Annotated in this window: 13 protein-coding genes; 6 read left to right on the top strand and 7 right to left on the bottom strand. The window is 41.5% G+C overall.

Features of this window, described 5'->3' with window-relative positions; genetic code table 11:
* Positions 1-10 precede the first annotated feature (10 nt).
* The 6 genes from HUS62_RS04195 to HUS62_RS04220 are packed head-to-tail and all read right to left on the bottom strand — an operon-like array spanning position 11 to position 5501.
* Positions 11-1111 (bottom strand): sorbosone dehydrogenase family protein, encoded by a 1101-nt coding sequence (locus HUS62_RS04195; RefSeq protein WP_175078637.1) that lies wholly within the window; start codon positions 1109-1111, stop codon positions 11-13.
* A 52-nt stretch (positions 1112-1163) separates the two neighbouring features.
* On the bottom strand, positions 1164-3053 hold the full coding sequence (gene parE / locus HUS62_RS04200) for a DNA topoisomerase IV subunit B (RefSeq protein ID WP_054552648.1): 1890 nt from the start codon (positions 3051-3053) through the stop codon (positions 1164-1166).
* 33 nt (positions 3054-3086) lie between these two features.
* Positions 3087-3647: a YqiA/YcfP family alpha/beta fold hydrolase gene (locus HUS62_RS04205; RefSeq protein WP_175078638.1), complete on the bottom strand. Its 561-nt coding sequence runs from the start codon at positions 3645-3647 to the stop codon at positions 3087-3089.
* On the bottom strand, positions 3632-4414 hold the full coding sequence (locus HUS62_RS04210; protein WP_175078639.1) for a metallophosphoesterase: 783 nt from the start codon (positions 4412-4414) through the stop codon (positions 3632-3634). The genes HUS62_RS04205 and HUS62_RS04210 overlap by 16 nt, the downstream gene beginning before the upstream one ends.
* Complete coding sequence (locus HUS62_RS04215; protein ID WP_054562727.1) at positions 4401-4859, bottom strand: DUF1249 domain-containing protein; 459 nt, start codon at positions 4857-4859, stop codon at positions 4401-4403. Before HUS62_RS04215 ends, HUS62_RS04210 begins: the two co-directional genes overlap by 14 nt.
* 9 nt (positions 4860-4868) lie before the next feature.
* A complete protein-coding gene (locus HUS62_RS04220) occupies positions 4869-5501 on the bottom strand; it encodes an NUDIX domain-containing protein (protein WP_055197686.1) in 633 nt (210 codons plus the stop codon).
* Positions 5502-5651: 150 nt separating this feature from the next.
* Here HUS62_RS04220 and tolC point away from each other — a divergent pair, with 150 nt between their 5' ends.
* The 3 genes from tolC to HUS62_RS04235 all read left to right on the top strand — a co-directional run bounded on the left by tolC (position 5652) and on the right by HUS62_RS04235 (position 8661).
* A complete protein-coding gene (gene tolC / locus HUS62_RS04225) occupies positions 5652-6992 on the top strand; it encodes an outer membrane channel protein TolC (RefSeq protein WP_058586583.1) in 1341 nt (446 codons plus the stop codon).
* Between the two features lie 107 nt (positions 6993-7099).
* Entirely contained in the window at positions 7100-8026 is a 927-nt protein-coding gene (lpxL, locus tag HUS62_RS04230; protein WP_175078640.1) for an LpxL/LpxP family Kdo(2)-lipid IV(A) lauroyl/palmitoleoyl acyltransferase, read from the top strand.
* Between the two features lie 59 nt (positions 8027-8085).
* The gene (locus HUS62_RS04235; RefSeq protein WP_175078641.1) at positions 8086-8661 is read left to right on the top strand and encodes a TcpQ domain-containing protein; all 576 of its coding nucleotides are present in this window, start codon (positions 8086-8088) and stop codon (positions 8659-8661) included.
* On the opposite strand, the gene glnE is transcribed toward HUS62_RS04235, so the two are convergent.
* Positions 8658-11444 (bottom strand): bifunctional [glutamate--ammonia ligase]-adenylyl-L-tyrosine phosphorylase/[glutamate--ammonia-ligase] adenylyltransferase, encoded by a 2787-nt coding sequence (glnE, locus tag HUS62_RS04240; RefSeq protein ID WP_175078642.1) that lies wholly within the window; start codon positions 11442-11444, stop codon positions 8658-8660. The two genes, HUS62_RS04235 and glnE, sit on opposite strands and share 4 nt — an antisense overlap.
* Positions 11445-11516: 72 nt before the next feature.
* On the opposite strand from glnE, the gene HUS62_RS04245 reads away from it, so the two are divergent.
* The 3 genes from HUS62_RS04245 (at position 11517) to rsmE (ending at position 13704) form a co-directional block, all read left to right on the top strand.
* Positions 11517-12410 carry a hypothetical protein gene (locus HUS62_RS04245; RefSeq protein WP_175078643.1) on the top strand — a complete coding sequence of 298 codons (894 nt, stop codon included), beginning with the start codon at positions 11517-11519 and terminating at the stop codon, positions 12408-12410.
* 28 nt (positions 12411-12438) lie between these two features.
* Positions 12439-12900 carry a hypothetical protein gene (locus HUS62_RS04250; RefSeq protein WP_175078644.1) on the top strand — a complete coding sequence of 154 codons (462 nt, stop codon included), beginning with the start codon at positions 12439-12441 and terminating at the stop codon, positions 12898-12900.
* Between the two features lie 69 nt (positions 12901-12969).
* Positions 12970-13704, top strand: a complete 735-nt coding sequence (rsmE, locus tag HUS62_RS04255; protein ID WP_175078645.1) for a 16S rRNA (uracil(1498)-N(3))-methyltransferase — start codon at positions 12970-12972, stop codon at positions 13702-13704.
* The last annotated feature ends 49 nt before the right edge of the window (positions 13705-13753 follow it).

Here is a 13753-nt window from a genome sequence, read left to right on the forward strand (position 1 = left end):
TAACGCTTACCTATTTTTTCTTAGCACTAACGCGATAGATCACATTAGCAAAGTCGTCTGAGATCAATAAGCTGCCATCTGCAAGCTCTGCAAATGCAACCGGGCGACCAAATGTTTCTTCGTTTTGCATAAAGCCTGTGATGAACGGGGTGTACTTAGTAATACGACCTTGTTCAACGTTTGCTAGCATCACTTTATAGCCTGATTTTTTACTACGGTTCCACGAACCATGCTCAGCAACAAAAAGCTGCTCTTTGTATTTAGCAGGAAACTGCTTACCGTTATAAAAATGAATACCTAGAGGAGCAACATGAGCACCAAGTGCAAGGGCTGGCGATTTGTAGTCAGCAATACTTTTACCTTTGCCAAACTCAGGATCTAAAATCGCACCAGCGTGAACATAAGGGAAACCATAATGCGCGCCCTCTTCACCTTCACCAACACGGTTAATTTCACAAGGTGGCATGTCATCGCCCATCATGTCACGGCCGTTATCACTAAACCAAAATGCATTCGTTGTAGGGTGATAATCAAAACCAACTGAGTTACGAACACCTTTGGCGATGGTTTTAATTTCTTTTGTATCAACATCTAACGAGAAGATGCGGCCGTATTTGTCGTCTTCCGCACAAATGTTACATGGCACACCCACTGGCACAATTAGCTCACCGGTTGGCGCAAAACTAATAAACTTCCAACCATGGTGACGATCAGTCGGAAACTTGTCGTATACCACGTCGAATTTAGGATCTTTTAGGTTTTTGTCTACGTCTTTAAAACGAATGATACGTGACACTTCAGCCACATATAAATCACCATCTTTAATCGCTAAACCTGATGGCATTTCAAGGCCAGTAGCAATGACAATCTTTTTATCTGCAACACCGTCACTGTTATGATCAATCAGTGCATAAACATTACCTGCTTTACGCGAACCTGCGTAAACAATGCCTCTTTTTGATACCGCGATTTGACGCGCGTTTTCAACATCATCGGCAAACAGGCTTATAGCAAAGCCATCAGCAACTGTTAACTTATCAAGAATATCTTTTGCCATTACAGGCGCTGATAACAAGCTCAGCGATAATAATGAGGTCAGTAGTTTTTTCATTTTTGTCTTGCCCTTTAATTCTTTGCTAGCAACTAGGTTGCTACACCTATTATTAAACTTCTGCGCGGTTACCGTGATCTTCTAACCACTGACGACGGTCTGACGAACGCTTTTTCGCAAGTAGCATGTCCATCATCTCCATGGTTTGCTCTTCTTCATCCAAAGTAAGCTGTACTAAACGACGCGTATTAGGATCCATGGTGGTTTCGCGCAGTTGTAATGGGTTCATTTCACCTAACCCTTTGAAACGCTGTACATTGACTTTACCGCGTTTTTTCTCAGCTTCAATACGCGCTAAAATACCGTTCTTTTCGTCTTCATCAAGGGCGTAGTAAACCTCTTTACCAATGTCGATACGAAATAGCGGCGGCATAGCTACATACACATGGCCTTGTTTGATAAGCGATGGAAAGTGGCGAACAAACAGCGCACAAAGCAAGGTAGCAATGTGCAATCCATCCGAGTCAGCATCGGCCAAAATACAAATTTTGTTATAACGCAGACCAGATAAATCACTTGAATCAGGGTCAATCCCCAAAGCGACAGAAATATCATGCACCTCTTGCGATGCTAAAATCTGCCCAGACTCAACTTCCCAGGTATTTAAGATTTTACCGCGCAGCGGCATAATTGCTTGGAACTCACGGTCGCGCGCTTGTTTTGCTGAGCCACCCGCTGAGTCACCCTCTACTAAAAACAGTTCAGTACGGTCATTATCTTGGGCGCTACAGTCAGTTAATTTACCCGGTAATGCAGGGCCTGAGGTAACACGCTTACGCACAACTTTTTTAGCAGCACGTAAACGGCGCTGCGCATTTGAGATACATAACTCAGCTAATAATTCTGCCGTTTCTGTATGCTCGTTTAACCATAAACTAAATGAGTCTTTCACTACACCAGATACAAATGCAGCACATGAGCGAGATGAAAGCTTCTCTTTTGTTTGGCCAGCAAATTGTGGGTCTTGCATTTTAACCGATAATACGTAGCTACAGCGCTCCCAAATATCATCTGGTGTTAGCTTTACACCACGTGGTAATAAGTTTCTGAATTCGCAGAATTCACGCATTGCTTCAAGCAAGCCTTGTCGTAAACCATTAACATGCGTACCGCCTTGCGCGGTAGGAATTAAGTTTACATAACTTTCAGCGATTGATTCACCGCCTTCAGGTAGCCAAACAACCGCCCAGTCAGCGCCTTCTGTTGAACTTGAAAAGTCACCAATAAACGGCTCTTTTGGTAATACTTCAAAACCTTTAACAGCTTCAACTAGATAATCTTTTAAGCCAGTTTCGTAATACCATTCTTGGCTTTCTTTGGTTTGCTTGTTGGTAAACTTAATGCGCAGGCCTGGGCATAATACCGCTTTGGCTTTTAATAAGTGATTAAGCTTAGTGATAGAAAAGTTAGCTGAGTCAAAATAGCTCGCATCAGGCCAAAAACGCACGGTTGTACCTGTGTTACGTTTACCTACAGTGCCAATGACGTTTAAGTCTTCAACCTTGTCACCGTTTTCAAAGGCCATACGAAATTGCTGCGCATCACGGCGCACAGTGACTTCAACACGAGTCGATAGCGCATTTACAACCGAAATACCTACACCGTGTAAACCACCAGAAAACTGATAGTTTTTATTAGAGAACTTACCACCGGCGTGCAGCTTGGTAAAAATAAGTTCCACCCCTGGAATACCTTCCTCAGGGTGAATATCAATTGGCATACCACGGCCATCATCGATAACCTCAAGGGAGTTATCTTCATGAAGGATGACATCTATTTTAGTGGCATGACCTGCCATTGCTTCATCGACACTGTTATCGATAACTTCTTGACCTAAATGATTAGGTCGAACCGTGTCGGTATACATACCTGGGCGGCGTTTTACGGGCTCTAATCCGTTTAAGACTTCAATTGCTTCGGCGTTATAATTTTGCTGACTCATAGTTTTTATATCTTTTATGCGCTTAGCTATGTTTTACGTGATTTTAAGAAAATCTACAATACTTGCAAAGGTTTGTTCGAAGCCGATAAAACTATGATCGCCTCCAAATTCAACGTGTTGCTTACACTGAGAATAATATTTAACCGCCTGCTGAAACGGCAGTACTTCATCGCCCGTTTGCTGTAGCAAATAAATCAATGAAGGGGTGTCTAATTGCGGCAAATATAAGCTGCGCAATGCATCCATGTGACGAGTATCAAGTTCATAATGACTATCTTGATACGGGTTATAGTTTTCCCCTAAATAGTTATCGAGTAACTCAAATGGGCGAACCGCAGGGTTAATGACCACCGCAGGTATCGAATAACGTTGCGACAAATAGGTCGCATAAAAACCGCCTAATGAACTACCTAGTAATACAGTATCATCATTTAGCAGTTGTTCTAATTGTAAAATTGCATGTAATGGCTCATGAGTTAATCGCGGCACCTGATAATCGACATCAAATTGCGCCATGTGCTCACCAAAACGAACGGCTTTGTAAGATTGCTCAGAGCTATTAAAGCCATGAATATAAATTACTCGTTTAGCCATACTACATCCGTACTTAACAGTAAGTATTGTTGCTCATCAATTATTAAGTCGATGATTCGAAATGCGGGGCCTAAATCCTCTTGCTGCCACGCCATAGTGTGTTTGGTAAATTGGATTGAGCTGGCTGGAGTCGCATACACACTAAGGTCACGGTAGGTTTGCCTGTACTCATGATGCACATGACCATGGAACACACCCACACACTGCTCAGTATTAACGCAGGTATTTAAAAACTGCGGGCCATTTTCTAGCATATGTTTATCTAGATAGGCTTGAATAGGCAGCGGGTTATGATGACAAAACACCACGCTAGGTACCTGCCCTATTGCTTGGCTTAATTCATCTAAATGCGCTTGTGTTACCCAACCTGCTGGCGTCGGGCCTTTTGAGTTTGCCAACAGCAACTGCCCACCTAAAAAGGTAATTCGCTTATTGTTTAAAATTTGCGGGCTTGTAAGCTTTTCATATTCACCGAGTTCATCATGATTACCCGGCAACCAAAACACCGGACAACTCAGCGCTGAGTCTGCTATTAACTTAGCAAAAAGCTGGTAAGACTCCGTGCTGTGATCTTGTGTTAAATCACCACCAAATACCACACAATCCACATCGAGCTCAGCAATAGCCTGTAAACAACGCCCAAAATACGCTGCCGTATTTACGTTAAAGTATTCACTCGTTGTGTCTTTTGATAAGTGGCAATCAGTGATATGGGCAACTTTCAGTGCTGTTTTATCAAAATGGTAGGCGTTACTAAACCAAGCCATTATTTACATCCCAATTTAAAACTGCTCGGCCGTTTTCAACACAAGCCACCAGCCAGTCATATAAGAAGGCGTTAAGCTGATATTTTTCATCTTTTTGATGCATATTCGGATTCGGGTAAGCATAGGAAGGCTTGATGCGCTGATGAAAATCATGATGCACAATTTCAGCGACTTTCGCATCATGATACATACGTACCGTTAAATACAAAGGCTTAACCGAAGGTAAATGACCGGCTTCTTGTTTGATAGAAATATCTGTGGTGTATTTTGCTGTATCGTCAACTTTAACCGCAAAAGTGCTGTGCCCTAGTTGTACCTTTCGCTCCTGACCTATTCGGCGCTCATTGGGTAATAGCTTTAGCGCACGCACGTAATTATGCTCACACAAAGTTAAGTACTTAGGTAAGCTTTGAATATAACGCTGCTGGGCACTGACGTACGACAAAATAATCCCCTATGAGTTTTTCCAATCAGACAGTATACGTTGCTTATTCAGTGCTAACCACTGTAATGAGATAACTGTCGCTGCATTATCTATTTCGCCCTGTTCTAGGCGCAGCATAGCTTCATCGTATGACATTACATGGGTTTTGATATCTTCATCTTCATTATCAAGGCCAAAAATACCGCCTTGATACCCTGCTAAGTCAGTGCGCGCTAAATATAAATACAAACGCTCCGTGGTGCCGCCGGGACTTGAAAGATATGACATCATAAATTCTAGCTCGTTAAGCTCAATACCCGCTTCTTCGAACGCTTCGCGCTTCGCTACATCTTCATAATCAGTACTGCCATCTGCCATGCCTGCAATACACTCAAGTAACCAAGGTGACTGCTTTGATGCGAGCGCACCAATTCTGATTTGTTCGATTAACAAAACTTGGTCAGTCGCCGGGTCATAAGGAAGTACAGCTACAGCATGGCCGCGCTCTAAAATTTCGCGTTTAACTTCTACTGATTTACCACCAGCAAACAATGCATGATGAAAGCGGTAAGTATTAATTTTAAAGAAACCATCATAAACACGCTCAATCGGCTTTAACTCTATGTCATCATGATTAAATTGTGAGATTGCTGATATTTTCATTCACTATTTCCTTTGCGTTTTAAGTAAATGTTACGGCCAATTATATTCTGTTACACTTGGACATGCAGATTTACGTAATTTTTTTTTGGTTATTCATTAAAAAAGAGTACCATGGTGATAGTACAAAATTGTCTAAGGACTGAACGAACAATGAAAAAAACACTACTCGCTGCGCTGATCGGTTTTTCAAGCGCACTGACTGCAACAGCTAGTTATGCTGAAGACTTACTACAAGTTTACGAGATTGCGACAGCAAACGATCCTACCGTACTTAAAGCAAAAGCCCAAGCAGATGCACAAGCCTATGAGAGCGATCGCGCGTTAAGTGCACTATTACCACAAATTGGTCTAAGTCTTGGTTACCAATCAACCAAATCAGATCTTTATGAAGGTAATGATGCAACAGGTTATACAGGATATGACTACGAGCCTGATGAATTTAGCCGTGGTATTAGCTTAAGCCAAACACTGTTTGATTTAGGTGCATGGAATTCACTGGGTATTGCAGATAAACAAGCATTACAAGCAAACGCTCAGTATGATTTTGCTCGCCAAGACTTAATCGTTCGTGTAGCTGAGGGTTACTTCAATGTACTAAGTGCAATCGATAACCTTGAGTTTGTTCAAGCAGAAAAACGTGCCATCGAGCGCCAATTACAACAAACTAAAGAGCGTTATGCGGTAGGTTTAACTGCAATCACTGACGTACACGAAGCGCAAGCTCAGTACGATAACTCTGTTGCACAAGAAATCGTTGCTAAGAACAGTGTTGAAACAGCCCGTGAGCAACTTCGCGAAATCACTGGTAAATACCACGCGAAATTAGACATGTTGAATACTGAAACGTTTTCAACAGTTGCACCTAAAAAGCAGTCAACTGACTACATTGAAATTGCAAAAGACCAAAACTTAAATCTGCAAGTTTCAAAAGTAACGGTTGATATTGCTAAAGATCAAATCGATTTAGCAAAAGCTGGTCACTATCCGAAGCTAACATTAAGCGCTTCATACGGAGACAGCCTAACTGATCTAAACAGCAACTCACACCAACCACGCGAAGATAGTACAAGTATTGGTGTTAACTTCAGCCTACCTATTTACTCAGGTGGTGCAACAACAGCAGCGACAGATCAAGCACGCGCTTTCTATGTTGCGGCAAGTGAAGATTTAGAAGCAAGCTTACGTGCAGTAACTCGCTCGGTTATCACATCGTACAACCAAGTAGTGTCTGACATTGCTACTTATAAAGCGCTACAACAAGCTGTTGTTTCTGCTGAAAGTGCACTTAAAGCAACTGAAGCAGGCTTTGAAGTTGGTACACGTACAATCGTAGACGTACTGATCAGCACACAAAATCTTTATAATGCAAAAAGTAATTTAGCAAACGTTCGTTACCGCTATGTTGTTTCAACACTTCGCTTGAAACAAGCAGCTGGTACACTAACTAGCGAAGACCTTGTTGCAATTAACCAAGGTTTAAAAGAAATCTAAGCATTTCTTCTATAAAGTCCTTATCGTAAAGCCAGCCTCGTGCTGGCTTTTTTGTATTTTTATAGACATACAGTTAAACTAGCTTTTTTATTTTTAGAGATTTTTTTGTGGTTAGTTCTTCTCCTTTTAAAGCGTCTTTTTTAGGCCCTCGTTACTGGTTAACTTGGATTGGCGTGTTCTTTTTATATCTTATCTCTTGGTTACCACACAAATTACAACTTGCACTAGGTAAACTACTGGGCCGTTTAGTGCATCGCTTTATGAAACGCCGTCGCCATATCGCTGAGGTCAACATTCGTTTGTGCTTTCCTGATATGCCAGAACATGAACAGCGCGAATTAGTTCGTAAAAATATGGAAAACACCGGTATTGCCATGATGGAAACTGGCATGGCTTGGTGGTGGCCCGAGTGGCGTGTAAAAAAAGTATATGGCTCCATTAAGGGCCTAGAATACTTTGAGCAAATCCAGCAATCAGGAAAAGGGGTATTGTTACTTGTACCGCATATTCTTCATTTAGAAATGGCAAGCCGTGTCATGGGTTTAAAACACCAAGGCATTGGTTTCTATCGCCCTCATAATAATCCTTTGATGGAATACTTTACGACTAATGGCCGCTTACGCTCAAACGAATACTTAATTGGCAAGCGAGATGTAAAGGGTTTACTAAAAGCGCTTAAAAATAAAAAAGTGTGCTATTACCTTCCTGATCAAGATTATGGCCGTAATCGCTGTGAGTTTGCGCCTTTTTATGCAGTAAAAGAGACAGCAACAACAACTGGGACTTTGCTTTTCGCTGATAGCAAAAACTGCGAAACTGTCAGCCTAACCAGCCGACGTGATGAACAAGGTCGATACCATTTAGAAGTACTGCCTATTTTGCACGATTTCCCAAGTGGCGATGATCTAAAAGATGTAACACGTGTCAATCAACGAATGGAACAAGCCATAGATAATGCCCCAGAGCAATACATGTGGTTACATCGACGTTTTAAAACGCGCCCAGATAAGAACGCACCTTCTTATTACAAGTAGAGTGACATTTTGCTGTTTATATGGTTTTATTAAGCTAATTAACAACAAGAGTATTAGAAATGTGGTTTTGGGTTAAGCATTTATCATTAGCACTTATTTTAATTGCTGCTGCTATTTACTTTCTATTTGGTAGTGGTCCAGTTCTTGATATTAAAAATACACAAAATGCTGCCGCACAAGGTTTGTCTAGGTTTTATTCAGCTCTTCGAAACCAAGTAAATGACAAAAACAATGAGCGAGATAAGTATGTTTTAAAACTCCCCACTCCTGAAACGAGCTTAGACATGGCTTTATTTGAGCGAGAAAAAGTTGTTGAGCCGACTTCCCCGAACTGGACTGGTGATATTGTGCCACGACGATTTGAAAACGGTACAACATTAAAAGATGTCTTATCTGATTATGCTCGCAATGAAGACATCGTACTATATTGGTATTTAAGTAAGGATTATGTAGTAAAAGACCACTTTCGCGTTGATAGTAACTTTGTGTCTGCACTTTACCAAGTTGGCCGCGCCATCAACGATGATTTCGAAAATGAGGTTTACACTTATTTTTGCTTTAAGCAAAGAGCCGCGGTTATCACTGAGCTGCCCTCTGCTTATGTGCGCGAAAACTGTCGTCGCTTAAAAAGCTAAAACACCTGTTGCCACGCCTGACTTACTATGTCAATGTGCTGAGTTAACTCAGCACGTGGCGCACACCGCCCCTGCTGATTCAAACTCATCACATGATAACGTGAACGATAAGCAATATATGCAGCCACTAATTCTTGCTGCATTTGCTCAGTAATACAGCCTAAACGTGCAGCATCAGCTAAAATGCGCACATTATCAGACCATGTTGTTAGCTCAGAGTGTTGCATAGCATTATTTAGCACCAGATACTGAGTGATAAACTCGATATCTGTAATACCGCCCCTATCTTGCTTTAAATCAAACAGATCATCATTACCTTTAGCAAGGTGAGCGCGCATTTTTTCACGCATCTCAACGACATCGGTCTTTAGCTTCTCATTATCGCGGGCTTGGCACAAAACGTCTTTGCGGATTTGTGTAAAGCGCTCTTTCAACGAATCTTGCCCATAAATCATGCGTGAACGAACTAAAGCTTGATGCTCCCAGGTCCATGCTTGAGTTTGCTGATAGTGGTAATAACTTTCTAAATTAATAGCTAGTAAGCCCGATGCCCCTTCAGGACGTAAGCGAGTATCAAGCTCATACAATATGCCTGATGCAGTTCGCGTGTTGAATAGGTGCATTAATCGCTGTGCAAGCTTTAAGTAAAACTGACGCGAATCAATCGACTTATCACCATCGGTATAACTGCTGCCATCGTGGTTATGCACAAATACAAGATCTAAGTCTGAATCGTAGCCAACTTCAAAGCCGCCAGTTTTACCGTACGCAATAACCGCAAAGCCCTTTTCTTGATCTGAGGTATTCGCTGGCCGACCAAAGCGCTCAACACATGCATGCCATGCAATATTGACCGCTTGCTCTACAATAGCCTCAGCAAGCGCAGTAAGATGATCACTTACCTTCATCACACTCAGTACACCGGTTGCATCGGCTGCAGCAATGCGTAACTGATGCGTTTGTTTAAACTGACGAAGTGCTTCCATTTGCAGCTCTAAGTCGCCATGCTCAATACGTAAGAAATACTGTCTAATTTCATCTTTGTAAGCAGATAAAGGGGTTGGTTTATAGAGCACCTGCGGATCTATCAGCTCATCAAGTAAAATTGGGTAACGAGAGATATGCTCGCCAATCCATTTACTATGGCAGCAAAGTGCTACCAGTTGATTTAAGGCACCTGGGTTTTCGTATAACAGCTCTAGGTAAGCAGTTCGTGAGATGATCTTGTTCAGCACTTGGCAGATCATGGTAAAAGCATCGCTACTGGCTTTTGTAACTGTTAGCTGTTTAAGTAAAAGGGGCATTAATTTATCGAGGATATCACGACCTCGACTGCCAATTTTCGCCTTAGTTAAGCGCGCTTTAAAATCTTCAAGCGCCGCTTGCCAGTCAAGGTTCGGTTCACACATCAGGCTTACATCGGTCATTTCCCAAGCGCTAATGTACTCACTTTCACACGGATCCGCCGTTTCACTTTCAAAACCAATCACTTGTTCGAATTCACCATGTACTTGAGACATAGTCTGCTCAATGCTAGTTAAACACTGATTAAAGTCATCTTTGTTGAGCAAATAGCATAAACGTTGCTGGTTTAACTCGTCATCAGGTAGGGTTTGCGTTTGCTTATCATCGAAAATCTGTAAGTACTGCTCAATTTGACGTAAGTCTAAATAGTTTTGTGTTAGTAACTCAGCTTCTTTATCCGACATCACTTGGTTGTTAACCAGCTCTTTTAAAGCAACCAGCAATGACTGAGTTTGTAGGTTAGCTTCACGGCCGCCTCGAACCATTTGCAGTGCTTGCACTACAAACTCTACTTCTCGAATACCCCCTGCACCTAATTTAATATTGTTTGTAAGGCGCTTTCGGCGTACCTCTTGGGCAATCATTTGCTTCATCTTGCGCAGCGATTCAATCACCGAAAAATCTATATAGCGGCGGTATACAAACGGGCGTAGCAATTCATAAAACTCATCCCAATACCGATTTTCAGTGCCAATTAGTCGCCCTTTTAGCATGGCGTAACGTTCCCACTCACGTCCTTGCTCTTGGTAATAATCTTCCATTGCATGAAAACTCATTACCAAAGGTCCACTTTCACCAAATGGGCGCAGGCGCATATCGACTCGAAATACTTGGCCATTTACCGTGGTTTGGTTAAGCGCCATAATTAGCTTTTGCGCCACTTTGGTATAAAACACTTGGGCTTCTACTGAGCGACGACCGCCTTGCGTTGCAGCATCGCGAGGATAAGAAAAAATTAAATCTATGTCTGATGAGTAGTTAAGCTCTCCCCCACCAAGTTTGCCCATACCTAAAACTAACATTGGCATTGCATTACCGTCATCATCAAGCGGCATACCACTGACTTTTGCGACCTGCGCAAACGCCCACTGATTAGCACTATCGATAAGCTGGTTTGCAAGGGCCGAGATATAAGCGATGCTATCGGCAATTGGGTTTGCACAGCACAAATCAAGAAAAGCCACTTTCAACCAGTACTTTTCTCGATACAAACGTAGCTTTGCCATCGCAGCATTGTCGTCAAGCTCATTGATTTCAGTACTACTTAACGGAGCTTCAACTGCGCGATTAGCAAGCTCTTTGTCATCAAGTAACCAGTCTTTTAAATCAGGCTGAGATTGTAAGCAGTTCCACGCAAAATCACTTAAAGACAACAAGTTAATAATTTTTTGTTGTTCTTTTTGCCCCTCATATAAGCTTGCGAAGCGGGTTTGGCCTAACTGATGAAGTGACTCGGGAAGCGCGTGTAAATTACTCATTAAATACTCTCTTTTAACTTGCCAATAACCGTACTAGAATGATTATCAAAGAATTATTTAGCAGGGACCTGCATGTCATATTTATCACTATCTAACACTAGTTTAGTCGCGATTGCTATTAGTTTCGCTGTAATTTGCGTCACTATAGTACTGCTGCGTATTCTAACGCAAATCAAAGCAAAACAAGCGCTTAAAGAAGAGCTTGCGCAACATGATAACTTTGCCATGGGGATCAGCTTTGCCAGCGAAATTATGGTCGTTATAGCCACCATCGCTTATATATTTGATGAAATTAGCTTAAGTGCAGCCCAATCTAACCCGCTAAAGGTACTTTTACTCATTGTGCTGTTATTTGCCTTTATAAAAATAGGTCATTTAATTCATCGTAAATGGATTTTGCATCACTTTAATGAAGAAGCAGCCATTCTAAAGCAAAATGTCTGCGCCGCTTTAGTTGATTCAGGCATGTTAATCGCAAACTGCATTATCGCTCTTGGCCTTTATAACTGGTGCCATACCCAAGGTTACAGCAGCTTATTGATCGCCACTGTGAGTTTTTTTGTGCTGCAAGGTATGTTTGCCCTTGATAGTAAAATTCGTGAATATCGCTTTGCAAAAGCCAACCAAGGTGCATCACTACAAAGTAACTTTAATCTTGAAAATACCTCTATTGGCATTCGCTACGCGGGTAAGTCTATCGGCCTTGCACTTGCGGGCTATGCTGGTCTTGCCAGTGCATCATTTATTAGTGGTAAGATGGTAGAAAATTTATTCACTCTAGTATCTCATTGCGGTGCAATGTGGGTATTGTTATATATTTTGAGCTACATTATTAAATATATCTCTCTACCTAATATCGACACATCGTTAGAAGTAGATCACCAAGATAACATTGGCATAGCCTGTATAGAGTTTGCCGTTTTCGGTGCAATAGGCTATTTACTAATAAGTATGTTTTCAATTTGATACGGAAGTATTTGAATCGTGAGGCATCATGCCCTTTAAAGTTAATAATTATTTATTAGTTGATATAGATGATGAGTTTAGCCGCGCATTTGCTCAGCACTACTTTGCAAATGCCGAAAATTCGACTCTAGTTGTGGCTGGCGCTAATAGCCGCCATATGGTTAAACTCATGTTTGATCAACTCGTTAAGGATTATTGCTATTGCGATTTTAGTAATGAAATTAGTGTCTCAGAACTCGCCAGCTATTTACATGAACACCACGATATTCAAGGTGTACTGATTAATCACACCGACTATCAGCTGGCGAATGATGCACAAAAATTTATTTATAACTCACTTCATAAAATACGTTACTTAGTGCAACAAGATGGACATAGCTTTAGTTTTAAACCTTGCCCAGATGCTGCTCACATTAACCACCTTTCTTGCCAATCTGAGATTGCCGAAACCACTGCAGATGTTTTAAGTGCCAAAGACGAATTTAAATAACAAATAAATAATTGCACCTAAGCCGCTGTATACTTACCATATTGCTAAATTTATTGATAAGTGACAGCCATGCGAGTTCCACATATTTACCAACCTTCAGCGATTTCTTTAAACACCCCAGTAGCACTTGATGATGATGCAGCAGGTCATGTTAGCCGTGTATTGCGTATGCAAGTCGGTGATAAGGTTTCGATTTTTAATGGTGAAGGAGGTGAATACCTCAGTGAAATTATTGAAGTCAGCAAAAAAAATGTGGTCGTTGAGCCACAAGAATTTGTTGATCATGATGTTGAATCGCCTTTAAAAATTCACTTGGGTCAAGGCATTTCTCGTGGCGATAAAATGGATTTCACTATTCAAAAATCTGTTGAACTGGGTATCACAGAAATCACCCCAATTTTTAGCCAACGTTGTGGCGTAAAACTAAGTGGCGATCGCCTTGCTAAAAAACATCAACAATGGCAAAAAATTGCAATTGCCGCCGCAGAACAATCAGGCCGTAACTTTGTGCCTGTTGTACACCCTCCTATTGATATTAAAGAGTGGCTAGAACAAATAAGTGATGCGATTAAACTTACTTTGCACCCGCGTGCTGAGCACAGTATTAAAACTATTCAAGTACCAAACGAAGGAGTGCGCTTTTTAGTCGGCCCAGAAGGTGGATTTACCGATGCAGAAATTGACATTGCTAAACAGCAAAACTTTGTTGATATTCGCTTAGGCCCACGTGTTCTGCGAACAGAAACAGCCGCTCTGACGGTATTGAGCGCATTACAATTACAGTTTGGCGATTTAGCGAATTGAAAACCGTAAAAATACCCATATATCAAAGTAACAAAACATAGTATGGCAT

Source organism: Pseudoalteromonas sp. 0303, assembly GCF_013349995.1.
Classification (GTDB): Bacteria; Pseudomonadota; Gammaproteobacteria; order Enterobacterales; family Alteromonadaceae; genus Pseudoalteromonas.

Bases quoted from the DNA above. Each gene is read 5' to 3' on its own strand.
- HUS62_RS04210 (WP_175078639.1), bottom strand. From the start codon at position 4,414: ATGGCTTGGTTTAGTAACGCCTACCATTTTGATAAAACAGCACTGAAA.
- glnE (WP_175078642.1), bottom strand. From the start codon at position 11,444: ATGAGTAATTTACACGCGCTTCCCGAGTCACTTCATCAGTTAGGCCAA.
- tolC (WP_058586583.1), top strand. From the start codon at position 5,652: ATGAAAAAAACACTACTCGCTGCGCTGATCGGTTTTTCAAGCGCACTG.
- rsmE (WP_175078645.1), top strand. From the start codon at position 12,970: ATGCGAGTTCCACATATTTACCAACCTTCAGCGATTTCTTTAAACACC.
- HUS62_RS04220 (WP_055197686.1), bottom strand. From the start codon at position 5,501: ATGAAAATATCAGCAATCTCACAATTTAATCATGATGACATAGAGTTA.
- HUS62_RS04235 (WP_175078641.1), top strand. From the start codon at position 8,086: ATGTGGTTTTGGGTTAAGCATTTATCATTAGCACTTATTTTAATTGCT.
- HUS62_RS04250 (WP_175078644.1), top strand. From the start codon at position 12,439: ATGCCCTTTAAAGTTAATAATTATTTATTAGTTGATATAGATGATGAG.
- HUS62_RS04195 (WP_175078637.1), bottom strand. From the start codon at position 1,111: ATGAAAAAACTACTGACCTCATTATTATCGCTGAGCTTGTTATCAGCG.
- parE (WP_054552648.1), bottom strand. From the start codon at position 3,053: ATGAGTCAGCAAAATTATAACGCCGAAGCAATTGAAGTCTTAAACGGA.
- HUS62_RS04205 (WP_175078638.1), bottom strand. From the start codon at position 3,647: ATGGCTAAACGAGTAATTTATATTCATGGCTTTAATAGCTCTGAGCAA.
- HUS62_RS04245 (WP_175078643.1), top strand. From the start codon at position 11,517: ATGTCATATTTATCACTATCTAACACTAGTTTAGTCGCGATTGCTATT.